The 25,989-nt window shown below is 63.2% G+C and carries 23 protein-coding genes and 1 tRNA gene; 16 read left to right on the top strand and 8 right to left on the bottom strand.

Annotation, left to right across the window (positions count from 1 at the left end):
• Positions 1–19 precede the first annotated feature (19 nt).
• Positions 20–2,254: an FdhF/YdeP family oxidoreductase gene (locus tag Pla111_RS06495; RefSeq protein WP_146572505.1), complete on the top strand. Its 2,235-nt coding sequence runs from the start codon at positions 20–22 to the stop codon at positions 2,252–2,254.
• A 164-nt stretch (positions 2,255–2,418) separates the two neighbouring features.
• Here Pla111_RS06495 and Pla111_RS06490 read toward each other — a convergent pair whose 3' ends face one another.
• Positions 2,419–2,901 (bottom strand): hypothetical protein, encoded by a 483-nt coding sequence (locus tag Pla111_RS06490; protein WP_146572503.1) that lies wholly within the window; start codon positions 2,899–2,901, stop codon positions 2,419–2,421.
• A 33-nt stretch (positions 2,902–2,934) separates the two neighbouring features.
• Positions 2,935–4,152 (bottom strand): 3,4-dihydroxy-2-butanone-4-phosphate synthase, encoded by a 1,218-nt coding sequence (gene ribB, locus Pla111_RS06485; RefSeq protein WP_146572501.1) that lies wholly within the window; start codon positions 4,150–4,152, stop codon positions 2,935–2,937.
• Positions 4,153–4,297: 145 nt separating this feature from the next.
• Between ribB and Pla111_RS06480 the strand changes: the two genes are divergently transcribed.
• The 7 genes from Pla111_RS06480 to Pla111_RS06450 all read left to right on the top strand — a co-directional run bounded on the left by Pla111_RS06480 (position 4,298) and on the right by Pla111_RS06450 (position 11,695).
• On the top strand, positions 4,298–5,239 hold the full coding sequence (locus Pla111_RS06480) for a hypothetical protein (protein WP_315851482.1): 942 nt from the start codon (positions 4,298–4,300) through the stop codon (positions 5,237–5,239).
• Between the two features lie 162 nt (positions 5,240–5,401).
• On the top strand, positions 5,402–5,875 hold the full coding sequence (locus Pla111_RS06475; RefSeq protein ID WP_146572500.1) for a CBS domain-containing protein: 474 nt from the start codon (positions 5,402–5,404) through the stop codon (positions 5,873–5,875).
• Positions 5,876–5,992: 117 nt separating this feature from the next.
• Entirely contained in the window at positions 5,993–7,858 is a 1,866-nt protein-coding gene (locus Pla111_RS06470; RefSeq protein WP_146572498.1) for a 2-oxoacid:acceptor oxidoreductase subunit alpha, read from the top strand.
• 81 nt (positions 7,859–7,939) lie between these two features.
• Positions 7,940–8,968 carry a 2-oxoacid:ferredoxin oxidoreductase subunit beta gene (locus Pla111_RS06465; protein WP_146572496.1) on the top strand — a complete coding sequence of 343 codons (1,029 nt, stop codon included), beginning with the start codon at positions 7,940–7,942 and terminating at the stop codon, positions 8,966–8,968.
• 60 nt (positions 8,969–9,028) lie between these two features.
• Positions 9,029–9,553, top strand: coding sequence for a CBS domain-containing protein (locus Pla111_RS06460; protein WP_146572494.1), 525 nt, complete (start codon positions 9,029–9,031; stop codon positions 9,551–9,553).
• Between the two features lie 89 nt (positions 9,554–9,642).
• Positions 9,643–10,611, top strand: coding sequence for an endonuclease/exonuclease/phosphatase family protein (locus Pla111_RS06455; protein ID WP_146572492.1), 969 nt, complete (start codon positions 9,643–9,645; stop codon positions 10,609–10,611).
• Positions 10,612–10,711: 100 nt separating this feature from the next.
• Positions 10,712–11,695 (top strand): hypothetical protein, encoded by a 984-nt coding sequence (locus Pla111_RS06450; RefSeq protein WP_146572490.1) that lies wholly within the window; start codon positions 10,712–10,714, stop codon positions 11,693–11,695.
• A gap of 46 nt (positions 11,696–11,741) precedes the next feature.
• Here the strand turns inward: Pla111_RS06450 and Pla111_RS06445 are convergent, their stop codons facing one another.
• Positions 11,742–12,644: a hypothetical protein gene (locus Pla111_RS06445; protein WP_146572489.1), complete on the bottom strand. Its 903-nt coding sequence runs from the start codon at positions 12,642–12,644 to the stop codon at positions 11,742–11,744.
• A 227-nt stretch (positions 12,645–12,871) separates the two neighbouring features.
• On the opposite strand from Pla111_RS06445, the gene Pla111_RS06440 reads away from it, so the two are divergent.
• The 3 genes from Pla111_RS06440 to Pla111_RS06430 all read left to right on the top strand — a co-directional run bounded on the left by Pla111_RS06440 (position 12,872) and on the right by Pla111_RS06430 (position 15,680).
• Positions 12,872–14,284 (top strand): hypothetical protein, encoded by a 1,413-nt coding sequence (locus Pla111_RS06440; protein ID WP_146572487.1) that lies wholly within the window; start codon positions 12,872–12,874, stop codon positions 14,282–14,284.
• Between the two features lie 66 nt (positions 14,285–14,350).
• Positions 14,351–15,193, top strand: a complete 843-nt coding sequence (locus tag Pla111_RS06435) for an FAD-binding domain-containing protein (RefSeq protein ID WP_146572485.1) — start codon at positions 14,351–14,353, stop codon at positions 15,191–15,193.
• A 64-nt stretch (positions 15,194–15,257) separates the two neighbouring features.
• Positions 15,258–15,680 carry a deoxyribodipyrimidine photo-lyase gene (locus tag Pla111_RS06430; protein WP_146572483.1) on the top strand — a complete coding sequence of 141 codons (423 nt, stop codon included), beginning with the start codon at positions 15,258–15,260 and terminating at the stop codon, positions 15,678–15,680.
• A gap of 10 nt (positions 15,681–15,690) precedes the next feature.
• Here Pla111_RS06430 and Pla111_RS06425 read toward each other — a convergent pair whose 3' ends face one another.
• Together Pla111_RS06425 and Pla111_RS06420 are read right to left on the bottom strand one after the other, a co-directional pair.
• On the bottom strand, positions 15,691–16,629 hold the full coding sequence (locus Pla111_RS06425; protein WP_146572481.1) for an SDR family oxidoreductase: 939 nt from the start codon (positions 16,627–16,629) through the stop codon (positions 15,691–15,693).
• A 52-nt stretch (positions 16,630–16,681) separates the two neighbouring features.
• The gene (locus tag Pla111_RS06420) at positions 16,682–18,364 is read right to left on the bottom strand and encodes an ExeA family protein (RefSeq protein ID WP_146572479.1); all 1,683 of its coding nucleotides are present in this window, start codon (positions 18,362–18,364) and stop codon (positions 16,682–16,684) included.
• A gap of 124 nt (positions 18,365–18,488) precedes the next feature.
• On the opposite strand from Pla111_RS06420, the gene Pla111_RS06415 reads away from it, so the two are divergent.
• From Pla111_RS06415 to Pla111_RS06395, 5 genes are all read left to right on the top strand, one after another.
• Positions 18,489–19,187: a phosphoribosylanthranilate isomerase gene (locus Pla111_RS06415; RefSeq protein ID WP_197524811.1), complete on the top strand. Its 699-nt coding sequence runs from the start codon at positions 18,489–18,491 to the stop codon at positions 19,185–19,187.
• Positions 19,188–19,386: 199 nt separating this feature from the next.
• The gene (gene ahcY / locus Pla111_RS06410) at positions 19,387–20,748 is read left to right on the top strand and encodes an adenosylhomocysteinase (RefSeq protein WP_146572474.1); all 1,362 of its coding nucleotides are present in this window, start codon (positions 19,387–19,389) and stop codon (positions 20,746–20,748) included.
• Between the two features lie 578 nt (positions 20,749–21,326).
• Positions 21,327–22,073 (top strand): ParA family protein, encoded by a 747-nt coding sequence (locus Pla111_RS06405; protein ID WP_146572472.1) that lies wholly within the window; start codon positions 21,327–21,329, stop codon positions 22,071–22,073.
• The gene (locus Pla111_RS06400; RefSeq protein ID WP_146572470.1) at positions 22,066–23,049 is read left to right on the top strand and encodes a ParB/RepB/Spo0J family partition protein; all 984 of its coding nucleotides are present in this window, start codon (positions 22,066–22,068) and stop codon (positions 23,047–23,049) included. Before Pla111_RS06405 ends, Pla111_RS06400 begins: the two co-directional genes overlap by 8 nt.
• A gap of 137 nt (positions 23,050–23,186) precedes the next feature.
• Positions 23,187–23,260 (top strand) — tRNA-Pro (locus Pla111_RS06395).
• 62 nt (positions 23,261–23,322) lie between these two features.
• On the opposite strand, the gene Pla111_RS06390 is transcribed toward Pla111_RS06395, so the two are convergent.
• From Pla111_RS06390 to Pla111_RS06380, 3 genes are all read right to left on the bottom strand, one after another.
• Positions 23,323–24,108: an MBL fold metallo-hydrolase gene (locus tag Pla111_RS06390; protein ID WP_146572468.1), complete on the bottom strand. Its 786-nt coding sequence runs from the start codon at positions 24,106–24,108 to the stop codon at positions 23,323–23,325.
• Between the two features lie 126 nt (positions 24,109–24,234).
• Positions 24,235–25,425, bottom strand: coding sequence for an L-2-hydroxyglutarate oxidase (lhgO, locus tag Pla111_RS06385; RefSeq protein WP_146572466.1), 1,191 nt, complete (start codon positions 25,423–25,425; stop codon positions 24,235–24,237).
• The gene (locus tag Pla111_RS06380; protein ID WP_197524810.1) at positions 25,422–25,853 is read right to left on the bottom strand and encodes an MTH1187 family thiamine-binding protein; all 432 of its coding nucleotides are present in this window, start codon (positions 25,851–25,853) and stop codon (positions 25,422–25,424) included. Before Pla111_RS06380 ends, lhgO begins: the two co-directional genes overlap by 4 nt.
• Between the last annotated feature and the right edge of the window lie 136 nt (positions 25,854–25,989).

Here is a 25,989-nt window from a genome sequence, read left to right as displayed (position 1 = left end):
TTCTCCCCCGCGCAACTCTATGCGACGCGTCCGTACTGGCGGTGGTTGGCCCGCCGTGGCCTACACGCTGAAGAAAGCCCGCGAGGCGGGCGGGCTGTGGAAGTTTTGGAAGGCGATGCGCTCACGCAATGCTTGTAAGACATGTGCGCTCGGGATGGGTGGGCAACGGGGCGGCATGGTCAACGAGGCAGGTAGCTTTCCGGAAGTCTGCAAGAAGTCGATGCAGGCCATGGCGGCCGACATGCAAGGCGCTATTCCCGCTGCGTTCTGGCAGCGTTTCGGAATCGCCGAGATGCGCGCGATGACGCCCAAGCAGCTCGAAGCCGCTGGCCGGCTCACGACCCCCCTCGTCGTCGACCAACGCGACGCCCAAGGTCGCCCCGCTCATTATCGGCCGATTACCTGGGACGAAGCGCTCGAGCGGATCGTCAACCGGCTAGCGGAACTCTCGCCCGACCAGTCCTTCTGGTACTTCAGTGGCCGCAGCAGCAACGAGGCCGGATTCTTGCTGCAACTCGTCGCACGGCTGTACGGAACGAACAACGTCAACAACTGCAGCTACTACTGTCACCAGGCCAGCGGTGTCGGCTTGGCGAGCGTCACCGGCAGCGGCACCGCCACGCTCGTGCTCGAGGACCTCGACCAATGCGACTTGGTGTTTGTCATCGGGGGTAACCCTGCTTCGAACCATCCGCGGCTGATGCGCACGCTGATGGACCTACGGCGGCGTGGCGGTCAGGTCATCGTGATCAACCCGATCCGGGAGACGGGGCTGGTCAACTTCAGCGTTCCCAGCGATGTGCGGAGCCTGTTGTTCGGCTCAGAAATCGCGAGCCTGTACGTGCAGCCACACATCGGCGGCGACCTGGCGCTGCTAACGGCAGTTGCTAAACGGCTCGTCGAGCAAGGCGCGCACGACGAGGCTTTTCTCAGCGCGAACACCAACGGCTGGGAAGAACTCAAGGCTTCCTATGAACGGGTGGGCTGGGACGAGCTGGTCGCCAAGTCGGGTGTCGATCGACCAACCATCGATCGGATCGCCGAGGGCTATGCACGTTCGCGGGGTGCCGTCTTCAGCTGGACCATGGGCATCACGCATCACGCCCACGGCGTGCAAAACGTGCAAGCGATCGCGAATCTCGCGCTGCTCCGGGCAATGGTCGGCCGGCCGGGGGCAGGCCTGATGCCCATCCGCGGGCACTCGAACGTGCAGGGAATCGGCACGGTCGGCGTGACACCCCAGCTAAAGGACGCGGTTTTCCAGCGGTTGCAGACGCACTTTGGCGTCACCCTGCCGACCACCGCCGGCCGCGACACGCTGGCTTGCATGGAAGATGCGGCCGCCGGCAAGCTGCGGTTTGGTCTCTGCCTGGGAGGTAACCTCTACGGTTCAAACCCCGACGCAACCTTTGCCGCCAAAGCGCTCGGTGCTCTCGATCAATTGGTGTACCTCAGCACGACCCTCAACACGGGGCATGCTTGGGGCGTCGCTCGTGAGACGCTCATTCTGCCGGTGCTCGCCCGCGACGAAGAGCCCGAACCCACCACCCAGGAGTCGATGTTCAACTACGTCCGGCTCAGCGACGGCGGGCCTCGCCGCCATGACGGGCCACGTAGCGAGGTGCGTCTCATCGCTGAACTGGCCGATCGGTTGGCACAGCGTCTTTCTGCCAAGCAGGGGCCTTGTCAACTCGGAGCGATCGATTGGCGTACGCTTCGTCACACGGGCAATCTGCGTCAGGCGATCGCCCAAGTGATCCCCGGCATGGAAGCACTCGGCGCTATCGACAAAACGAAGCAAGAGTTTCAGATCGAAGGCCGCACGTTCCACACGGCACGTTTCGCGACCCCCGATGGCCGCGCAAAGCTGTTCGCGCACCACCTCCCGCCACTCGCTGGCGGAGCCCCCCAGGAGATGCGGCTAATGACCCTCCGCAGCGAGGGTCAGTTCAATACCGTTGTCTACGAAGAAGACGATCTGTATCGCGGGGTCGAGGGCCGCCGCGTGATCCTTCTGCATCCCGAAGACCTGGCTCGTTTGGGATTGTCCGACGAGCAACAGGTGTGCGTGTCTGGCCCGGCCGGCCGAATGGAACACGTGCGTGCCGTGGCGTTCCCCGCGATCCGGGCCGGCAACGCGGCAATGTATTACCCGGAAGCGAATGTGTTGGTAGGCCGCACGGTCGATCCTCAAAGCAAAACGCCGGCGTTCAAGTGCGTGCTGGTGCGTGTTGAGGCGCAGGCACCCGCTTAACTTTACCCCGGCGCACCAAGAGCGACCTCGGCAATCCGTTGTGCGTCTTGCGGGCCGATCACGCGGCACCTCCCGATGCGGGTCCTGGCAAGAAATCGCCCAAGGAGGTTCCCCGGCGTTGTGCAATCAGTCGCACCGCGAGCGGGGCTCGCCGACCGTTTGGATCAAACAGCCTCCGCTGACGCCGCATAGCGGCGAAAGTCGTCTTCGCCGAGCGTTACTCCTTCTTGCACAAGCTCAAAAGCCAAGGTGGCGTCAGGCCAGCCCATCGTCCGCAGAACCATGTCGAGAAAGCCGGCGGGGCACTCGCCATTGAGCTCTACCCGATGCATACGCGGGGTAGCGCTTTCCTCGGGCAGGTACTCTTGCATGTGACCGCTAAGCCGCCAGAAGTATCCGTCGGACGTTCTTCCGGTCAGCAAGAAGAAGCCGTCGGGTTCACAATCGCATTGGGGCAGCTCGGCGAGCCTCAGCTGCATCTGGTCGAAGGTTGCGGGCATCGTCGCCAGAAACAGGGGCGGGCCCCCGTTGGGCCCCGTCATCGTCCTGCGCTCGGCACCGCGCAGCGGTCGGATCGGTCCCGCAACCGCCGACTCGGGAAGCTGGTAGACATTGACATGGAAAGCAAGCAACACAGCGACAGCCATTCGTTTTTATCGGACTACGGCCGAGCGCCCCTCTCAGGACCTTGGCAAGGTGTGGCCCATCTTGGTCCGCTTGGTTTCCAGATAAGCGGCGTTGTGGTCGTGCACCGGGGGAACAATCGCCACTTGGTCAACCACCTCCAGATCAAACCCACCGTACACCACCGCGTCGAGCTTCTTGGGGTTGTTCGTGAGCAAACGAATCTTGGACAGGCCAAGGTCCTTAAGGAGCTGGATCCCCACGCCGTAATCGCGGGCGTCCGCCTTGAAGCCCAGCGCGACGTTCGCCTCGACCGTGTCCATGCCGTTATCCTGCAGAGCGTAGGCCTTGATCTTCGCCGCCAGGCCGATCCCGCGCCCTTCTTGCGGCAGATAAATCACCGCTCCGACCCCCTCGGCCCCGATCTGGCTGAGAGCCATCTGGAGTTGGTCTCCGCAATCGCACCGCAGCGATCCGAGCACGTCGCCGGTGAAACAGCTCGAGTGCAGCCGCACGAGCGGTGCCTCGACCGAGGTGAGATCGCCGAAGACGATCGCGACGGGCTCCATCGCTTCGTATTTGACGCCGTAGACAATGATCTGGGCCTCGCCGTGCTTGGTCGGAAGGGCCGCCTCGGCCTGTCTTTCAACCAGCTTTTCGCGGATCCGCCGATAGGCGATCAGCTGCTCGATGGAAACGATCGGCAGGTCAAACCTTTCGGCAAGCGCGACCAGGGAGTCGTGGTCGGCGCGGTCGCCCTGCTCGTTGAGGATCTCACACAGCACACCGGCCGGCTTGAGGCCCGCCAACCGCGCCAGATCGACTGACGCCTCGGTGTGGCCGGCACGCCGCAGCACGCCGCCTTCCTTGGCGATCAGCGGAAACATATGCCCCGGACGGACAAAATCCTCGGGCTGACTTGCGTCGTCGCACAGGGCACGGATTGTCGTCGAACGCTCTTCAGCCGTGATGCCCGTCCGCGAAGAGCGGTGATCCACCGAGACCGTGTAGTTGGTTTGTAGCGGGGCGTTGTTGACCCCCGCATCGACCATCAGAGGCAAGCGGAGTCGCTCAGCAGCGTCGGGCAGCAGGGGCATGCACAATTGACCGCGGCCATGCGTAATCATGAAATTGACCGTCTCGGGGGTCACTTTCTCAGCAGCAGAGACAAAGTCGCCTTCGTTCTCGCGGTCTTCCGCGTCGACGACGATCGCAACACGACCCGCCGCGATCGCCTCAACGGCTTGATCGATAGTAGAGAAACGGCTGGACACGGGGCCGCAGGGGTTTGTGGTGAGGGAAGGGGGGCAGCCATCTACTATAGAGCTAACTCCGCCTACTATAGAGCTAACTCCGCGTTACGACGATTGACCGCCGCCCAGCCGCGATCGGCTGATTCCCGTCCTGAGCACCCAACCGATGCCCAACACCTCACTCCCGGACGGACAGGCAGACAACCGCCTGGTGGATCAGAGGGGACACGCCGCCGTGACCACCCTGGGATCGGACGAGTACATCGAGCAGGCCCACTTTTTTGAGATGCTCGCCACGCGGCTTGCCGAGGGCGCACCGGCCCAAGAAGTGTTGCGTTCGGCTCGGGAAGAGGCTCTGGCAACCACCAAGCTTCCGCTGGCGATCGATTTCCTGCTGGATGAGCTCCGGCACGCCGGCCTGATGACGCAGGGGATGGCCAGGCTGGCCCACTATTTTACGGCTTTTCAGACGTTTGTCGTGGGCGAAGGGGAATCCGAGCGGGGACGTTTCGACCTGCGACGGGGCTTCCTACTGCTGTCGCAGGAGGCCAAATACCGTGCCGGCCCGCTCGGCGGAGGCGTTCTGCCTACCCGCCAGGGGCTGTTCCTCTATCAGTTTGAGGTCCTCTGCCGTAATCGGCTCGGCTATGACCGCGGGCTGACGGCTATCTCTGCCGATCCGGCGTACGACGAGGCCTGGCGCACCTGGATCCTCGCGATCCGTCGGCAGGTGGGCATGGTCGATCTGGCGGACCTGATCTATGTGAACAGCGCCCTGGCCCAACAGCGCGCGAGCGGCGTTGCCGAAGGAACCGAGGCCCTGTTTGGCGTGAGTGAGGGCCGGATCGCCCTGGCCAATCGTCGGAAAGACCCCCTGTATCTGTTTAATTCGCTGCACCGCCACCTCGGCTACCCCGCCCCGCCACGTCCCGAGGTCGGCCAAGAAAAGGAGGATCTGATTCCGCAGCTAGCGCGCCGTATCGAGCACCTGGAGAAGCGACTCAAGCTGATCGAAGAGGAACAGCGAGGCGGATTCGACCTCTCCAAATTCTATGTTGACCCCCAGACAAAAGGTTTGGCGGAGTCAGGAGAGGGGCCGCCCGCGTAAAAACGCGAAAATCCGACCGGGTTTGCGGTTTAGCCAGATTTTGCGTCGTGGTATTCTCAGATCATCGCGTCGAGCCTTTGGCCTGCTCCTAGTGTTATTGCGATCATTGTCGATCGCTTCCGAGCACCCGCCGCCGCGTTCCCCCGTCGACCCGATCCGGCTGTGGATTTTCAGCTGAGCCTCGCGACCGAGAGCGCCACCTCGGCGTACCCCGAGAAACCGGTAGCGGTTCTTGCCGGGGTCGCTATCTCTGAAGTCGTCAAATTGATGCGTGCCAACCGCACCGGTGCCATCATCGTGCTGGACGAAGCCGAGAAGCTAATCGGCGTGTTCACCGAGCGCGATGCCTTGCGGTTAATGGCGGAAGGGGCCGACATGTCGGGCCCGATCGAGTCCGAGATGTCGAAGACGCCGGCCTCCATCACCACTACTTCGACCATGGCCGAAGCGATTCGGGCCATGAGCGATGGCGGCTATCGCCACCTGCCCATGGTCTCGCCCAGCGACCCCACCCAGACCGTTGGCATGATCGACGTGCGGGGGATCCTGCGCTACCTGGTCGAGCACTTCCCCAATACGATCTATAACCTGCCCCCCACCCCGGTTGGCACCACTCCGGAGCGTGAGGGAGCCTAGGCAATCCGGGTAATGCTGCGATCCACCGGTTCCTTTGGTTGGGGCCCTTGAATCGTTCCCCGCCGCTAGCACTCCACGTTCGATCCGCCCAACTCTCCCCGTTTTCTGTCGCCGTCCATGTCTACCGTTGCCGAGTCTCCGTCGAAGCCCGTTGAAACCCTGATCGAGGCCACCGTGCGATTCTGCGGTGACTCGGGCGACGGCATGCAGTTGGCCGGCACGCAGTTCACGACCACCTCGGCCCTCGCAGGCAACGATGTCGCGACGTTCCCGGACTTTCCGGCCGAGATCCGTGCTCCGCGCGGCACCAAGGCGGGCGTCTCGGGCTTCCAGGTTCACTTCTCCAGCGAAGAAATCTTCACGCCGGGCGACACGGTCGATGCCCTGGTGGCCATGAACCCGGCTGCCCTGGCAACCAATCTGGTGGACCTGCGCGATGGCGGCATCCTGATCGTCAACGAGAGTGCCTTCGACAAGAAGGGGCTCGAACTAGCCGGTTACGAGGCCAATCCTCTCGAACCCGGCGGCCTCGTTGACCTGGAAGAAAAGTACAGGCTCTACAAGGTCGATATGACCCAGCTCACGCGCGACTCCGTTAAGGAGTTCGGACTGGGCACAAAAGAGGCGGACCGCTGCCGCAACTTCTTTGCGATGGGATTGGTCTTCTGGATCTACGGTCGCTCGCTCGACCCCACCATGCGGTTCATCGAGAGCAAGTTCGGCAAGCGACCCGATGTGGCCAGCGCCAACACTTCGGCGCTAAAGGCCGGCTTCAACTACGGCGAAACGGTCGAGGCAATCAGCACCCAGTACGCGGTTCCCAAGGCCGAACTCGCGCCGGGAACTTACCGCAGCATCATGGGCAACACCGCGTTGTCCTACGGGCTGATCGCCGCTGCCAAGATGTCGGGCAAGCGGCTGTTCCTGGGTGCCTATCCGATCACCCCTGCCAGCGACATCTTGCACGAGCTGTGCAAGCACAAGAATTTCGATGTCGTGACGTTCCAGGCTGAGGATGAGATCGCGGCGATGACGGCGGTCATCGGCGCCTCGTTCGCCGGGGCCATGGCGGTCACGGCCAGCAGCGGTCCGGGCATCGCCCTCAAGGGCGAGGCGTTCGGGCTGGCGGTCATGATGGAGCTGCCGATGGTCGTCATCAACGTCCAGCGGGGCGGCCCCTCGACCGGTTTGCCGACCAAGACCGAGCAGTCAGACCTCTACCAAGCGATGTACGGGCGCAACGGAGAGTGCCCCATGCCGGTGATCGCGGCCCGCTCGCCCGGCGACTGTTTCGAGGTTGCCCAAGAGGCCTGGCGACTCGCAACGCGTTACATGACCCCGGTCTTCTTGATGACGGACGGGTACATCGCCAACGGTTCGGAACCGTGGAAAGTTCCCTCGGCAGCGAGTCTGCCGAAGATCGAGATCGAGCACCCCGGGCCCGCGGCCAATGGCGAGAAGTTCTTGCCCTACAAACGCAACGAGCGTCTCGCGCGCCCGTGGGCCCTGCCCGGCACGCCGGGCCTGGAGCACCGCTTGGGCGGACTCGAGAAGCAAGACGTTACGGGCAACGTCAGCTACGACCATAACAATCACCAGTCGATGACCGATACGCGTGCCGCCAAGATCGCGAAGATCGCTGACGACATCCCGGCGCAAACGGTTGACGGTCCCGCGACCGGCGACCTGCTGGTTGTGAGCTGGGGCGGCACGTATGGCTCGTGTGTTTCGGCGGTTCGCTCGGCGCGCGCCAAGGGCAAGTCGGTGGCACACGCCCACCTGCGCTATATCAACCCCATGCCCAAGAATCTGGGCGACCTGTTCGGCTCTTACAAGAAAATTCTTGTCCCCGAGCTCAACAGCGGTCAGCTCCGCACGATTCTTCGCGATCGCTACCTCGTCGATGCCATCGGTTTCAACAAGATGCAAGGCAAGCCGTTCAGCGTTGCCGAGTTGGTCGAGATAATTAACTCGCTCGCTTAACGCTGCTGCTGTCCCCTCGATCCCCCAACTCTAGCGCTAAGCTCCGCTTGCTGAGCGGCCCCAACCACACGAAGCGCCCCCATGTCTGTCGAACTCGAACTGCCCGTTCTTAAGCCCACTGACTTCGCTAGCGACCAAGACGTGCGCTGGTGCCCCGGCTGTGGCGATTACTCGATCCTCGCGCAGATGAAGAAGGTCATGCCGACGCTCGGCATTGCCCGCGAGAAGATCGTGTTCATTTCCGGCATCGGCTGCTCGAGCCGATTCCCCTACTACATGAACACCTACGGGCTGCACACGATCCACGGCCGAGCGACGGCTGTCGCGACCGGCCTGAAGACCGTTCGCCCCGATCTGAACGTGTGGGTGATCACGGGCGATGGCGATGGTCTCTCGATCGGTGGCAACCACCTGATGCACTGCATCCGGCGGAACATGGACCTGAACATCATCCTGTTCAACAACCGAATCTACGGCCTCACCAAGGGGCAGTACTCGCCGACCTCGCCGCTGGGTCAACGGACCAAGAGCACGCCGATGGGGGCGATCGATAATCCGCTGCATCCGCTCTCGATCGCGATCGGTGCCGAGGCGACCTTTGTCGCGCGGAGCATCGACACCAACATCAACCACCTGGGCGAAACCCTCAAGCGCGCCGCCGCACACCGTGGCACGTCGTTCGTCGAGGTTTACCAGAACTGCAACGTCTTTAACGACGGTGCCTGGGACTACGCCAAGGACCGTGACACCAAGGCCGACACGACACTCGAGCTCGAGCACGGCAAGCCGCTCGTGTTTGGCAAGGATCGGGACAAGGGCATCCGCCTGCACGGCCTCGAGCCGGAAATCGTGCAGCTCGGTAAGGGAATCAACGAAGACGACTTGCTGTTCCATGACGAAAAGGCGGCCGAGCCGAGCCTTGCCTACCTGCTCAGCCGCATGCGGCACGAAGACGGTTTCCCCGAGCCGATCGGCGTGTTCCGGAGCGTCGATGCCCCGCGGTACGACGCGCTGGTGAACGAGCAGGTCGAACTCGCGACCAAAGAGAAGGGGCCTGGAGACCTCGACGCCCTGTTCGCGGGCGGAGAAACCTGGACCGTTCAAGCGTAGCCCCCTCCAGCGCGAAGCCGCTCTCACTGTCTAAGCCCTCTCGTCCTCGGCCTGTCACGCATGATTCTTTGTCCGTTTTGCGGCTTCGACGAACTGATCGAGGGTGCCGACACCTGCGAGCAGTGCGAACAGGCCCTCACCGATGTCTTTATCCGAGCGCCGGCCAAGGGGATTGAAGCCTCTCTGCTGCACGATACGGTTGGGGCACTTCCGGCGCACCCCCCGGTCGAAGTAGGTGGCGAAGTCTCACTAAGCATGGCGCTCAAAACCATGGTCGAGCGCCGCATCGGCTGCCTGCTGGTGGTCAACGAAGACCGACTCGTCGGCATCTTCAGCGAACGCGACGCGCTGATCCGCCTGGGTGTCAACGCGAAAGATCTGCACGATCAACCGCTCGTAAAGTTCATGACCCCCAACCCGATGGTGGTCTCGACGCACGACAAGGTCGCGGTCGCGATCCATCGCATGGCGGTCGGCGGCTATCGTCACCTGCCCGTCATGGACGGCGAGAGACCGGTCAGCTTGATCTCGATCCGCGACATCCTGCGCTACCTAACCGAGCACAGCGGGACCTCCGCGGCGTGAGCGATCGCGCTTCGCTTCGCAACCTCTTAGCGAGTGGACTGCCGTTGGTCGGCCCCGCTCCGATGGCGAAACCGATTCGGATGTTCGCTTTGTCTTTGCTCCCAGCGTTGCTCAGTATCGCATGGGCAATCGGACAAGTCTGGCGCGATAAATACTGGCTCACTGGACTGTGTTTTTACGCCCCCTCGCCGGTGGTCGCGGCGCTCTTGGCTTTGGGCGGTCTGACGGCGTGGTGGCTAAAAAGGCGCTCATTGGCGTGTTATGCGCTGCTGCTCGCCTGCGCGCCACTCACGTCGGTGCTGCTGTTTGAGCATCGCTGGTTCGCGACGGATCACACCGCTGCCACTCTCGTTGAATCACGAGCATCTCTAACGTCGAAGGAGCGCGGGCTGGTGGCTCCCCAGGTTATCGGTTCACGGACACTTCGCGTCGTGCACTGGAACGTCATGTGGGGCAAGCGTGGTTGGTCGCGCGAGGTCGACGAACTGCTTCCGCTGCAGGCCGAGTTGTACGCCTTATCTGAGATCGACCCGAGCGCCGATTACTCGCGTTTCGAGGGCTACTCGGTCCTTGGTGACATGGCGATGGTGATTGTCGCGCGCGGCACGCTCACGGGGCAGCAGCGTCGGTTGAATAAATCTGACATCCGCACATGGGTGGTTGATTGGTCTCCCCCCTCGTGGCCTGAGGGTGAGCCGCCGGTGCGTGTGATGATGGTCGATCTGACCGCCATGCTCCAATTCCATCGCGACCCGCCGCTAGCACTGCTACGGCGTGAAATAGCCGAGCTGCGTCCCGACCTGGTGCTGGGCGACTTCAACGCCCCGCGGCAGTCAAGACGGCTCGCGCCGTTGCCAGCAGGTTATCGCCACGCTTATGACGTGTTGGGTGCCGGCTGGAGTGCAACTTGGCCCTGGCCGCTGCCCGTGCTAGCGATCGATCAACTGATTACAGGACAACGGCTTACGCCACTTCGCTACGCGATCCAATCGTCCGGGCTGAGCGATCATCGCCGCCAGTTTCTGGAGGTGACACTCGGGGCGGAAAGCGGCCTGTAACCGAGGTGGGCTTGGCCGTGCGTTCTGCGGCACGCTAAAAGCCCCGTGCGTTTCTGAGCGGCGAAGACGCCGCCCCGCCTCGATCTGATTGCCCCCCGATATGCTGATTCTTGTGGAACTGCGTTCATTCCTGGCTGCCATGTTGGTTGCACTTGCCGCGTTGGTAAGCGTCGTACCCGCCGGGGCCGAAGACGTGGCAGCGCACGGCCCCGTCGCGAACCCCGCCGCCACGAGCCTGGAGATCGATGTCGAGCACGGCGAACCGATGCCGGTCATCGACGGTGTCGGCTGGGTGCTGGGGATCCCTAAAAAACTGGTGCTCTGGGACCGTCGCGTTGACAATCATCAGATCTCGAGCGAGACCGTCGATGAGGCGGCCGATTTCTTAGCGAACAAAGAGGTGGATGGGGTGATGATCCGCGTCAACCAGTACGACCCGTTTGGCGAGTGGAAGCGACTCGGCGAGAACGAGCGGGTCGGCCTGGGCTGGCGTGCGACGTTCGGCACGGTCTACACACTCGGTTACTCGGTGCTTCCGGGGCGCCTCTTCGGTGGCGACTGGTACAACCCGTTCACGAACACGGTCCACGTGTACTCCGATGTTCCGGCGCTCGCACTTGAGCAAGCGGCTCAGGCGGCAGATACACGCGAGCGGACGCATCCCGGTTTCTATTCGGCCGTGCGGGTGCTTCCGTTCGTGGGGCTTGTCCATGAGACGCGAAGCAAACAAGCCGTCTACAACTATGTTGACGAGACGGGGACCCCCGCCGAGCGGGCCGAGGCCCGGCGCGTTCTCCAACCGCAGTTGGGGACCGAGGTCGGCGGCCAAGCCGCCATTCTCGTGCCCCAAGGCGATGCGCTGCTACAGCTCGGCGGGGCCGCGATCGGACACGCCGTTGGCCGCTATCAAGCCGCTCAGATCATCGAAGAAGCCCAGGCGAACCCAACCACGGCAAACGGTCCTACGCCGGCCGCACCCTCAGCGCCAGTTACCACTTCCGTCAAGGAAGCAACTTACGAGTCGGGGTCCCGTACGGTTACAGCGCCAGAAGACGCGGCCTTCGCGCGCTACTTTGACGAGTAGACCGCGACCGTTCGACGCTTAACAGAGACGTCTCCGCGACGAACGGCTATGGTGCGTCCGGATTGATCCATGCCTGGTAGGCTTCTTCCAGGAAGCCCTTGCCGTGGATCAGCTCCCCGCCGATGTGGCCTTCCCAGGCCACCGCCAGCGCAAGCCCAATCAGTCCGATTCGCCACAAGATGCCCAAGCGGAAGCTGCCCCGAGCTAGGCTGATAATCGCAACGAGCGACAGCACACACGAAGCGATCGCCAGTGCGACCCCCGCCCAGCGGTGCTGGGTCAACTGCTCCGACCAATCGATATCACGCAGATGAGTGGCCCCGTCCCAGGGCTCGCCCCACTCGTGCTCGGCATACCACCAGCCACTCGCGGCCGCGAAGACCGACGACAGGGCTCCGCCGATCAAGCACGCCGCGGGGATCTGGTTGCGGAGGCTCGGGGCAACGACCCCAAGTACCACAAAGAACGCCCCGAACAGCCACAACGCAATCGGCAGATGAACGGCCGCATGGTGCATCAGCGCTAAGAACGCCGGGGATCGTTCGATCAGCCCGTTCCAATCAACTTCTCCTGGGATTGGCTCCTCGGGAGAAGATTCCTCTGGCGCATCGGCTTTTCGATCGCCGTCTTCTTCGGATTGCTCGTCGGGCGTGGCTTCGAGGGGGGCAACGCCAGGCTGGTCGGAACGAACCGGCACGCCTTCATCTGAGTCAGGCGAGCCCTCAGACGCCGATGCTGATTCATCTGACTGCGGGGGCGGCGCATCGGCAGAGGGTGCGCTAACGGGCCCCTCGGCCAGGGGCTCTTGCTCAGCGGCGGATTCGCCGGGGGTGACCGCCTGGAGCGATGACGCCGGCTGGTCAGCCGCTAGGGGTTGGCCCGCAGTAATATTCGGAAGCAGCAGCAGGGCCGTGCTAACCAGCACGCCCAACGACGAGATTCGCTTCACGGTGCCCTCTCTGGACAAGTACCGAGCAGATTAATCTGAAAGATCGAGACCCCCCGCAGCAGTGCCCCATCGTAGCGGAACGGCGGGCTCCCGAAGAGGTACCACCCCCCGCGAGTGTGGCTTGTCGGGTGGCAAGAATTTGACTCACACGTTGCCTAGAGGCTAAGGTCGCAACGAAGTCTTCGTTACGAACAGTCTTTTTCGCCTAGCACCACCGAGCGCCACCAATGCCAGTTCGCCCCTTCAACTGCCTGAGTTTGCTGGGATTGATCGTTGTTTCTCTGATCAGCCCCTGCCTCCAGGCACAGGTTGTTTCGGTCGATCTGCAGCGCAGCGGGGGCGTACCGGTGCTGGACGCCAACGGCGACTGGGTTTGGCAGGTGCTGCTTGACACCTCCCCCACCAGCATGTCGTTCGCCGTCGAGATGGGGGTGACGTTCTCCGACGCTACGGTCATCTCGGGCAGCGTGACTACCACCGGTATTGGCAACGGTGGCGTCGAATCGATCAATCCGGGCTTGCCCGTTTTCGGGTGGGAGCCGCTCACAGGCGGCTTCGGTGGCAACTTCCCCGAGGGCTTGCACGTCGCCCCCAGCGAGGGGACTCACGGCCAGGCCTTTTACTCCTTCGGCACGGGCATCCTTCCCGGAGTGCAAGGTTTCCCGCTCGCGACGTTCACCACCACGGGACCAACGCTCAGCGCACCGACTTCGGGCATCCAGGTGCTAGGGGCCTACGACTCCGCCGGGAACATTTCCGGAGCGATGCCCGGCACCCACGGCTTGCTGTTTGCTTCGAACGGATTGTTCCCCTTCGCCACAAGCGGAACGATCACGGCCGGTGCCGGCGACATCGATCTGGACGGTTTCGTGGGCGACCTCGATGCGTCGGTCCTGTCGCTGAACTTTGGTACCGCTGCGTCGGCCGGTTGGGCGAGCGGCGACCTCGACGGCAACGGACAGGTCGACTTCGAAGACGTCTACGCCTTCTCGCCGAACTATCAAGCGGTGCTGAGCTCGGCAACCACCGAAGGCACGCCCGGCGACGGGCAGGTATCAGTGCGCTACGATCCGTTGACGGGCGAGATCGCCCTGTTCCCCGACACGAACGATATCGGCCTCGTGCGTCTGAGCTCCGCCAGCGGCGTCTTTACAGGCAGCGCAGCCGTGCTACCCAGCGGCTCGTTCCAGACCGACACCGACACGCTTATCGGCGTTGTGACCAACACGGGTGGCGGGTCCATCCTCTCCGGAGGCGGCATCTCACTCGGGCCGATCGCGGCACCGGGGCTCGACCTGAGCTTCTTGCTGCAAGACCTCGAACTGAATTGGAGCGGGGGGTTCGGCACCCCCAACCAGGCCGCCGATCTGATTGTGGCCTCGATTGGCCCCGGCGACTTCAACGGCGACGGAGCTGTCGATAACTTCGACCTCAACCTGCTGCTTCTCAACTGGGGTTTGGCCGCCACCCCCACCCCCGCGGGCTGGGACGGGGCGCTGCCGCTCGGCACGGTCGATAACGATGAGCTGAATCAATTGCTGCTCAACTGGGGTGTTGGCGTGAACATCGCCGCAATCCCCGAACCCGCAGGCCTTGTGCTGGCAGTGATCGCCCTCGCCTTGGCGGGCCGCCGTCGGTAGGCCCCGAACGATGCGTTTCCCGCTACGAGCGGTGGTCGATGGGGCACGCGGCACCTAGGGTGCTGCGTGAACCCTAAAGACTCTCGCCGCAACGCATCCGATTCCGGTTCGGCTCGCGCATGCGGAGCGCTCCGAACTCACTTCGCCACACACGAAGAGCTCGTTGCCTACTGTGCTGCGGAGTTCCCTTCTGCCCCGCAGACCGGTGCCCCCGCGAGCCCGCAGTTCCGCGGAGGACGCTCGCAGGCCATGCAACGGATGGCCGCGATCGATCCGATTGCCTACGGGGCCAATCGCAACCACTACGACGGGGCCGTCACGCGGTTGTCGCCCTACCTGCGTCATGGCGTTCTTTCGCTGAAAGAGGTCAGCGAACACGTTATCGCTCTGGTGCCCACGCCGCGGAGCGCTGACAAGCTGCTGCAAGAACTCGCCTGGCGCGACTACTACCGGCGTGTCCTGGGCGAACGCGGCGACGCCGTCCGAGAGGATCTGGAACCCTACAAGACGGGCTATCAGCCCTCCGACTACGCCGACGCTCTGCCCGCAGACTTCTTGGCCGCGCAAACGGGCAACGACTTTGTCGATGCCACGGTGCGCGAGCTCCACGAGACCGGCTACTTGCACAACCAGGGGCGCATGAAGATCGCCGCCTATGTGGTCCATTGGCGGCGGGTCAAGTGGCAGGCCGGGGCCGCGTGGATGTACGCGCATCTGCTCGATGGCGATCTGGCTTCAAACCACCTCTCGTGGCAGTGGGTCGCGAGCACATTTGCGGCGAAGCCCTACCTGTTCAACCTCGACAACCTGCTCCGCTGGACCGGTGGGCGTTTCACCGGCTGCGATGCGGACGGTCGCTCTCCGTTCGACGCCAGCTACGACGAACTGAATCGGCGTCTGTTCGCGTGAAGGGGGCCAGCGCACAGCACCCCTCACACGTTTAACCCTCACATGCCACGCTGCTAACTCCGCGATGTCTGCCGCTGTCACTTGGGTACACGACGAAATGCTTTCGGCCACGGTGCTCACACCGGGGCAGTCCGCGGTGTTCGTCTATGACGAGGCATGGCTCCGCTGCGAGGGCATGTCGCTCAAGCGGATCGTCTTCATGCACGAGTGTCTGTGCGAGATGCCGGGCGTTGAAGTTCGGCGCGGCGATGTTGTCCACGAGGTTCGCGCATTTGCAGAACGGCACAGCGCACACGTTATCGAAACCTTCGCCAGCCGTGATCCGCGTCTCCAGGCCCAGGCTCGCGAACTTGGTGCCCAACTTCTTGAGCCCGAGCCGTTTATCGACCTTCCTGCCGGGGTCGATCTGAAACGCTTCAGCCGCTATTGGCGGCGGGCCGAGCCGCTCGTCTTCCGCAAACCGTCCGAACCCGCTGAGAAGCTTTAGCGGGCTCGCCTCAGCCGGCGAGTTCGCGGTAGTAGTCGATCGAACGAACCAACCCTTCTCTCAGCGACACCTGCGGCTCATAGCCGAGGATCTGCCGCGCCGTCGTGATGTCGGCAAGACTCTCGCGGACATCTCCTTGGCGGGGTTCGGCAAAGATCGGTTCAACCGCGGTCCCCATCGCTCCGTTGATGGCAGCAATCAGGTCGAGCAGGGTCGTATGCCTCCCGGTTGCCACGTTGATCACCTGTCCCGACGCCTGCACAGCATCTGCGGCGAGCAGATTGGCCCGCACGACGTCACCAATAAAAACAAAGTCGCGGCTCTGCTGGCCGTCGCCAAACACAGTCGGCCGCACACCCCCTAGCATCTTGGTCACAAAGATCGGGATCACCGCCGAGTACTCGCTCGCTGGATCCTGTCGCGGTCCGTACACGTTGAAATACCGCAGCGCTACGGTTTCTAAACCGAACGACCGGGTAAACGCTTGGCAGTAAAGTTCGCTGGCAATCTTGGAGGCGGCGTAGGGTGAGAGCGGTTCGACAGCGTCGGTCTCGCGCTTGGCCGCAAACGGCCGATCACCGTAGGCCGCGCTCGACGCGGCAATCAGCACGCGTCGCACGCCGGCCCGCCGGGCCGAATCGAGGACTTGAACGGTCCCGGTCATGCACGCCGCATGAGAGATCAGCGGGGTCCGCATACTCGCTGGCACCGAGGCCATCGCGGCTTCGTGGAAAACCGTATCGACCCCCTGCACCGCACGATCGACGACCGACGGATCGCACACATCGCCCACCACCAGTTCCACTTCGGGGCATCCGGCCAGGTTTCGCTCAAAGCCGGTGGACAGGTTGTCGAGCACGCGCACCCGGTCTCCGCGCTCGACCAACGCGGTAGCAAGGTGCGAACCAATGAAACCGGCCCCGCCGGTAACCAGATGCAAACGCGTCATCAAGGAAGATCCGGACAGGTGGGGCGGCTATCTTCGGTGCAGAGAAAAAGTTTCACCCATGCCGCAAGCCGGCAAACAGTTGCCGATACTCGGCCTGCTTCACCTGCGGAGGGATCTCTTCCGGGTCCGCTTCGATCACCAGCAGCGGCTCTTCCGTTGACGAGTCCACGACTTCGGCAACAAGGGGCGCAGCACCAGGGCTTGGGGCCGCAACTGCCGCTGATGAAATCTCTTCGAGTTCGGTGAGCGACTCTTCGATCTCGGCTAATTCGTAGGAGTCGTCTTCAACCCTCGCCGGTTTCGCAACCGGAGGCACCGGCTTGAGAACCGTGAAGCCCACGCGTTGGGCTTCGTCGCGGGCCTGAACTTCCTCGACCAAACTTTCCACGGCCGGTTCGAGCGCTTGGAACAGCTTGCCAAACTCCAGGTCTTGTCGGTTGACGACACGCTCGATGCCCGGTCGCGTGACTAATGCCAGATCGGCAAAGCGATCCAGCACGACCTCTTCCTCGTCGAATTGCTCGTCGAACGGATCGTCGGCAAGGGGGCTTGGCTCTTGCGCAGGCTCTTCGATCGGATCGTTCGTGGCCTGCAGACGCCGTGACGCTACGCCTGGAAACGCGAGCGAAACACAATCATCTTGCGAGTTCGTTGATTCGTCGGCGTCGTCAACCTCTGAGCAGGAAGGCGCACCGAGCGAAAACAAGCCTTGATCCGCGTTCCACAACCCCTCGGCTGCCGGCCGGCTGTTGCGGACCGGAAGGTCCATCGCCTCGGATGATGGGGTTTCCGATTCAAGCGCGGTCGGCGTGGAGGCAACCAAGTCTTCTGAGTCGAGATCGTCGAGCGCACCGAACTCGATGGACGATTCTCCATCCATCGCCAGCGGGGGCACCGCTCCCTTACTGGTTGGCGATTGCCAGGGCATTGGGAGCTGATTCAAGTCGGACCAAGCCACCTGGATATCGGCTCCGTCGATCTGAGTCGCGCCCTGCTCAACCGCCATGACCAACGCCCGATCGGTGAGCTGATTGATGAGCCGCGGCACGCCATCGGTGGCCGTATAGATTGCCGAGAAAACGTCTCCCGCTAGCAGACTGTCCGGGTCTCCTCCCGCAGCCCCGAGGTGCGCACGCACATACTGCGCGGTTTCTTCGTACCCCAGCGGGGTCAGATAGCACCGCGCCGCAACGCGCTGACTGAAAGACTCGAGCTCGGGTGCCGTCAGTGCTTCGTCCAGCGAGGGCGTGCCAGCAAGCACCAATCGAAGTTGTGGTGCACCGTCCACCGTGACATTCGATAGCACACGCAGCTCCTCAAGCAGCCTCAGCGGCAAGGACTGCGCTTCATCGACCAACAGCGCGACCGGCCCTTCTCCCGTTTCGATCGCGTCGATCAGCGATAGACGCAAGACACCTTCTTCCCGATCGCCGTAAGGCAGACGCAACCCACGCAAGATTGCCTGTAACAAGGCCCGCCTCGTACAGAGCTGGGTACAAGCTAACCGCACGACACGCAGCGGCGACGGCAGTGCCGCCGCGATCGCTTCTAACAGCATCGTCTTTCCGAAGCCCGGCGCACCGATCAACAAGCCGGGACCATCGCCACGTCGGAGCAGGTCCACCAGCCGGCGGCGGGAGGCCTCGTTTGCTTCGGCGGCAAAGTAGCGGTCTACTCGCGGATGCGAGGGAAAAGCGCGCTGGGTGTCGGCCGATTGGGGCGACGAAACGGACATCAGGGCAATCCTTGCTAGGAGCGGGAGCGCGCCGGGGCGACACGGCGAACCTCCCTTGGGATCGGCGCTTCTATGAGGCAGGCTTCAATCCGAGAAGTAACGGTTGTGATTCCGATATCTGTACGTGCGTATACTCACGGGGGCGTCGTTGTTCCGAATCAAGGTCTGTGGCCTCACCACTTCGGACGAGGCAGCTCATGCCGTGGCTGCTGGCGCTGACGCGATCGGGGTCAATTTCTATCGGCCCAGCCCGCGCTCGATCGACCTGCCCACCGCGCAGGAAATCGCCCGAGCGGTTGCGGGCCAAGCGCTAGTTGTTGGTGTTTTTGTGAACGCCCCCCCGGAAGAGATCCTCCGGCTTGTCGAGGCGGTACCGCTCGACGCGGTGCAACTGCACGGCGACGAAACGCCTGAGCTCGCGGCCCAGATCCCTGCGGATATCCCGATAGTTCGAGCTTACCGATGCGACCAGTCGGGCTTGGCCCCGCTGCGGAAGTGGCTGGATGACTGCGAGCGGCTCGGGCGTTGCGTTGCGGCGGTGCTGATCGATGCGCCCGGCGGGCCCGGCGAATACGGGGGTACGGGAAAAACAGTCAACTGGGGGGACTTGCGCAGAGAGGCACCCCGCTTGGGAAACGTGCCGCTGATTCTGGCCGGGGGACTCCGCCCGGAGAACGTCGCCCAAGCGATCGGTGCGGTTCAACCCTCGGGGGTTGATACGGCCTCGGGCGTCGAATCGGCTCCTGGACGCAAATCGCCCGAGCGGGTCGAGGCGTTTGTCAGAGCCGCCCTTGCCGCCCTCAACGTATCTTCAGCGGGTTAGGCGTTTTCTTGTGGGGCCGTTTACGGTTAGCAGCGTACCGCAAGAAAGCCCTTTAAATCCTGTCGCCAGCGATTGAGCCGGGGCCCGGATAAGGGTTAGACTGAGGCGTTACCGCACCTGATTATTTCCTACCGGCCCGGCGTCGCGCTGCGACTTGCCAGATGGCCAACCCGCCCCCGCGAAGACTGGAGACCGCCACGTGGCTACTGTTGCTGCCGAAAAGCTGCCGTACAAGGTTCTGGATTGCACCCCCGACGAGTTCGAACGCCTGGCAGCGTTCGGCCGCAAAGAGATCCAGCTGGCCGAGAACGAGATGCCCGGCCTGATGTCGCTGCGGCTGAAGTACGGCAAAGAGAAGCCGCTGAAGGGCGCGCGGATCGCCGGCTGCCTGCACATGACGATCCAGACGGCCGTCTTGATCGAGACCCTGATCGAGTTGGGAGCCGAGGTCACCTGGAGCAGCTGCAACATCTTCAGCACCCAGGATCACGCCGCCTGTGCGATCGCCAAGGCGGGCATCCCCGTGTTCGCTTGGAAGGGCGAGACCGATCAGGAGTTCGACTGGTGCATCGAGCAGACGCTCACCGCCTTCCCGTCGGGCAAGCCGCTCAACATGATCCTGGATGACGGTGGCGATCTGACCGCCATGCTCCACGATCGCTTCCCTGAGATGCTGGCGGATATTCGGGGTCTGTCGGAAGAGACCACGGCTGGTATCCACCGGCTTGAGGTTCTCAACCGCGAGGGTCGCCTCCAGGTCCCCGCGATCAATGTCAACGACTCGGCCACCAAGAGCAAGTTTGACAACCTTTACGGCTGTCGCGAGAGCTTGGCCGACGGCGTGAAGCGGGCGACCGACGTCATGCTCGCCGGAAAGGTGGCGGTGGTTTGCGGATACGGCGATGTCGGCAAGGGCTGTGCCCACAGCCTGCAGCGTTATGGCTGCCGAGTGATCGTCACCGAAATCGACCCCATCAATGCCCTCCAAGCCGCGATGGAAGGTTTCGAGGTCACGACGATGGAAGAGGCCTGCAAAGAGGGGGCTCTCTTCGTCACGACCACCGGCAATAAGGATATTATCCTTGGCCAGCACATGTCGCAGATGAAAGAGGATGCGATCCTCTGCAACATCGGTCACTTCGATACCGAGATCGACGTCGCTTGGCTCGAGGCCCAGGTCAAGGCGGGCAAGGCCAGCAAGAGCGTCATCAAGGGCGAAAAGGAAGGTGCGGTTGATCGTTACACGTTCAAGGATTCGGGCCGATCGATCCTGATCCTGGCCAAGGGTCGTCTCGTCAACTTGGGCTGTGCGACAGGCCACCCGAGCTTTGTCATGAGCACGTCGTTCACCAACCAAACGCTCGCCCAAATCGAGCTCTGGAAAAACACGGATCAGTACGAGGCGAAAGTCTACATGCTGCCCAAGAGCCTCGATGAGGAAGTCGCACGGCTGCACCTGGACAAGCTCGGTGTCAAGCTGACGAAGCTCACCAAGGACCAAGCGGACTATATCGGTGTGCCGGTCGAAGGTCCCTACAAGCCCGACCACTACCGCTATTGATCGTCGTGGCCGGGCCCCCCCAGGGCCGGAGCCACCCCGATACGCTCCCAAGCCGCCGGTGCTACGCACCGGCGGCTTTTCTTTTTGGGCGTTGCTAGAGCGTGGCTTCCACGCAAACGGTCCTTCGCGTCACGCTCACAATTAATGCATGGCCGTTCGGAAAGAAACCCGGGCTGCCCGCTCCGTCACTTTGCCCAGTCGCTCTGCATGGTCCGCTCAGCTTGGGTCGCTCAGCTTGGGCCCGCGCCCTTTGGAGTTTCAATGTGCAACCGGCATTCGGACAGGGGCTCCGCAGCGGAGAGCCGGAGACGAGTCGATCGGCAAAATGGGGCGCGTAGGTAATGACGGGGTTTCACGTGAAACACGCCCGTCGGGTGATCAGCACCGGTTGTTTCACGTGGAACGACCGCGGCTCGATCGTCACTCCCCCCCCGAAAGAGGTCACGGACTGACGTTTCCTTGGCGGTCGACGGCTCCTAAACTCCCCCCCGCGCCGCTCCGGCTGACGGTACGCGGCGGGAGTTTACGAGCCGCCCAACGAAACCACGCCCCCCCGCTCAAACCGATCATCTCCCGCCATGGGCCGAGTGCTGTGCATCGCGAACCAGAAGGGGGGCGTCGGCAAGACGACCACCGCGGTCAACGTTGCCGCCTGCTGCGCGCGTGCCGGGCTACGGACCCTGCTGGTCGATCTTGATCCCCAGTGCAACGCCACCGGTGCCGTCGGCGGCCAACCGACCGACCGCCACCCGCTGGTGAAGCGTTCGCCGCTGGGCGAAGCGATCCGTCCCACCGAGGTCGATCAGCTCGATCTGCTGCCCGGCAGCCGTAGCTTTCACGATGTCGATCACCTGGCATCGGCTGGCGGCAGCGAGTCGCGTTTGGTCTCTGATCATCTCTCGGCCAGCCTGAGCCTCTACGACTTTGTGCTGGTCGATTGCCCCCCCTCGCTGGGCACCCTGACCGAGACGGCCCTCGCGACCGCCGACGAGGTGCTCATGCCGCTGGAGTGTGAGTACTTCGCGATGGAGGGGCTCACGCAGATGATCGAGCTCATCAAGCGGGTCATGGCCCGGCGAAACGCTCGACTCCGATTCGGTGGGATTCTGCTCACCAAGCACGACCCCTCCCTCGAGCTAACCAACGAGGTCGAGGCGGAAGTGCGTGATTTCTTTGGCGAAGTCGTGTTCGACACGGTCGTGCCGCGCGACGTTGCCCTGGCCGAGGCCCCCAGCCACGGCCAATCGATTCTGGACTACGACCCCCGCTCGCGCGGAGCGCGAGCTTACATTGAAGTGTGCCTGGAGGTGCTCGATCGTGAATAATCAACGCCGCTTAGGAAGAGGATTGGAAGCCCTGTTGGGGCGCTCGCTGGACGAGCACGCTCCCGGCTTAACCCCTTCGACCACTGACACCAACGCAGCCGCCGAGGACGGCGACGGCCTGATGAGCCGCGACGCAGAAGGCCAGCGCTGGCTGGACCTAGGCGTCATCGAGCCCAACCCGTTCCAGCCACGCCAGCGTTTCGATGAAGAGCAGATCGCCGACCTGGCGGACAGCATCCGCGCGCACGGCATCCTTCAGCCCCTGCTGGTGCGCCGTGTCGAAGACCGCTTTCAATTGGTTGCCGGCGAACGGCGCCTCCGCGCGGCGCAGGCGGCCGGGTGGGAGCGGGTGCCCGTGCAGGTTAAAGACCTGACCGATCAGCAAACCGCGGAACTCGCGCTGGTTGAGAATCTGCAGCGAACCGACCTGAACCCGATCGAAAAGGCAACCAGCTTCCAGCGTTACCTGACCGAGTACGACTGCACCCAGGAAGAGCTTGCGCAGCGGGTCAACGTGAACCGTTCGACCGTCGCGAATCTGATCCGGCTGTTGGAGCTCGACGAGAACGTCAAGCAGATGGTCGTTGCGGGCGAGCTCTCACAGGGCCACGCCCGGGCGCTGTTGCCGCTCTCACAGGATCGTCAGCGTGAGATGGCCCGCCGCGTGGCGAGCGAAGGCCTTTCGGTGCGTAAGATCGAACAGCTCGCCCAAGACGCCGCGGTCGAGGCCTCTGAGGGGCTGCGGATCGTCGGCAACGACGGAGTCAGCCGCAAGCCACCCCGCAGCGAACGCAGCGCTCAGGTCGCGTCCCTGGAACAAGAGCTTCAAAAGATCCTGGGTACCAAGGTCGAGCTCCGTCAAACCGCCAAGGGAAACGGCCGGATGACCATCCACTTCCGCGACGCCGACGAGTTCGAGCGGCTCCGCGACCTGCTTTCGCCCAGCCCCGGCCTGGGGGCGACGGGGGCCGGCTGAGACGAGCCGCAATCTGCCCGGGATCGGGGCAAGGCCGACTCCCGGCGCGGAGCCGGTCGTTGTGGCAAACCGGGCCCCGGCGTACCATGATCAGTCACACCACGTGGGGGCCAGCCGCCCCCACGTGGTGATGAGAACGGGGCGTAGCGCAGTCTGGTAGCGCGGCTGGTTTGGGACCAGCAGGTCGCAGGTTCGAATCCTGTCGCCCCGACTTTATCCGATGCCTTTTCTGCTTCGGAGCAAGGCCCTCTCAGTGTGGGCTTTCATTCCCCGCTAGGGCTTAAAGCGGGCGACGCTCGATGGCAGCTCCGTCGAATCGTGGTACCCCATCAGCTCGATCTCGCTCCCGTAGCGCTGGTGGATCGTTCGCAGAGCAGCAAGCGCGTCAACACGCAGCGAGTCGTTCTCGGCTCGTAAACGGGCCAGCTCCGTAACGGGGTGCTCGGAAGACTCCAACTCAGCGCGCAGGTAATAGGCGTCGCCGACGTGTAGCAGCCACGAATCTCGCTGCGATATGGCGACCCCACAATGGCCGAGCGTGTGGCCGAACAAAGGGATGAGGCGGATGTCACGCGCGATCGAAGTCTTCAGCTTCCTTGATGGCAGTCCAAACCAATCTTCGTCGTTCGTTGAATAAGCTGCCCATAGTGGTCTGTGTTGGAACTGTGCGGGGCAGTAACGAGGGCATCCGGCCTGAAGGGCCCGCAACTCCTCCGCTGCGATGTGGACCTTGGCCGCGGGAAAATCGGAGAGCCCCCCCGCGTGATCGGGATCGGCGTGCGTGAGCACGATGTCGGACACCGCTTCGCTCGGGATGCCGCTCGAGGCGAGAAGCGACGTGGCGGTCAGCGATTCCTCCAACTGAAAGCCGGCCGCTTCGAGTTGCTCGCGTCCGATTCGCTCGAGCGGCGACCGCACATCGGCGAGGCCGATTCCCGTATCGATCAGCACACAGCGCTCTCCCTGCTTGACGATCAAGCCGTGGCAACAGGCGGGCGGAAAGGGCGGTGCATGGAGCCAGCCAAAACTCTGATGCGTGATTCCGTCTTCGATCGGCATGGGTAATTTTTGTCGCTCGGGGGGTGTCTTTGCCACGCGGTCCAGTTTTGCTGAGATCGCGATTGGCCTCGTGACCTGCTCGAAAAGTTCAACCGTCGAACTTGGGACCGGTTTGGGGGCCCTCAGCTAAATAGCGAGCCGATCGACGATCGCTTTGCCAATGCTCAGCGACGCCGTCGCGGCGGGCGAAGGGGCGTTGAGCACGTTCACCACGCAACCCGCTTTTTCGAACAGGAAGTCGTCCACCATCTGACCATTTGCCAGGACCGCTTGCGCGCGGATTCCCGGCGGGGCGGGCTCGAGTGCCGCAGCAGTGATCTCCGGCACCAGTCGCTGCAGGGCCCGCACAAAGGCTCCTTTGCTCACGCTCCGCCAAACCTCACCGGCCCCCATCCGCCAGTGCCGCGCCGCGAGTTTCAAGAAACCTGGGTAGCTCAGCGAGTCGGCAACGTCCCGAAGATTAACCGCCGCCTTGCTGTAGCCTTCCCGCGCAAGCGAGAACACCGCGTTCGGTCCGCACTCGACCGAGCCATCGATCATCCGCGTGAAGTGGACCCCCAGAAACGGAAACGAGGGGTCGGGGGTCGGATAGATCAGGTTCCGGCACAAACCGCGTGCTGCGGGAGCGAGCTTGAAATACTCGCCGCGAAAGGGAACGATCCGAGCCGCTGGATTCGCCCCGCCCAACCGAGCGACCCGATCGCTGTGCAGGCCCGCACAGTTAACTGCCCGCGGCGCAGCAAACACACCAACAGGCGTCTCGATCACAACCTCTACGGCGCTCTGCCGAATCGCGGTGGCCCTTGCCCCCGTGTGGACGCTCCCCCCCTGCGCTTCGATCAGCTTCACCAGCTGCTGACAGACCGCTGTGTAATCGACGATGCCTGTTTCCGGCACATGGATCGCGGCGATACCGCGGGCGTGCGGCTCGATCTCAGCCAGGCGTTCGGGGCTGATGCGTTCGCACTCAATGCCGTTCGCCCGCCCTCGCTCAAGGATCCGATCGAGGGCGGGCAGCTCTTGCTCATCGACCGCGACAATCACCTTGCCGCATCGCTCGAAAGGTATCGAGTGCGTTTGACAGAAGGTCTCGAGGGCCCGTTTCCCTTCGCGGCAGATGAGCGCTTTGAGCGAGCCCGGCTTGTAGTAAATCCCCGAGTGCAGCACGCCCGAGTTGCGCCCCGTCTGGTGCAGGGCAATTCGGTTTTCCTTTTCCAGCACGATGGCGCGGCGATCGGGAAACCGCTGAACAAAGGCATAGGCGGTTGCGAGCCCGACAATGCCACCGCCAATCACGATCACTTCGCCCCGGATCATGGCGTGGCTTCCGCGGAGCGGTCTGCCTGCTGCAAACGGCGTTCGACGCTTTCGACTTTGCCGCGCAGGCGGCCCCGCGCGTCGCGACGATAGTCGAGCTTGGCGACGCAGCTCACCCGCGGGTGATCGGCTGCCATCAGCTCAATGCAGGCTTGTAGCAACGCCAGCACCTCTGACAGCTCCCCCTCGACGATGGTCCCCATGGCGTGCAGCTCATAAGGCAACCCGCTCTGGGCGATGAGCCCCACACACTTCGCCACGGGCTCACTCACGCTCTGGCCCACGCCCAACGGCGTGACGCTCATCTCTAGCAGAACCATGACGGGGGGGATCGGCAGGGGTTTAGGGCGAAAGAAGCGGGGACGGAGGATCGCTAACGAGCCGCCGGGGCAGTCGCGAAAGCCCGCCGGTGCCAGCAGTGATGGCACACGAGGAACTGTTGCCCGCCACTGGCTGACTTTTCGTTTTAGATAAACCGCGTAACAGTGTCGACGGTACGCGGCCCAAGACCCGAGCGGCAACGAGTTTACCTTCCGTCAAAGGTTGGTATGTCGGCCGACCGAT

The organism is Botrimarina hoheduenensis (assembly GCF_007859815.1).
GTDB lineage: Bacteria > Planctomycetota > Planctomycetia > Pirellulales > Lacipirellulaceae > Botrimarina > Botrimarina hoheduenensis.
The sequence above is the reverse complement of the archived record's forward strand: the minus strand, read 5'-3'. Positions and strand labels throughout refer to the sequence as shown.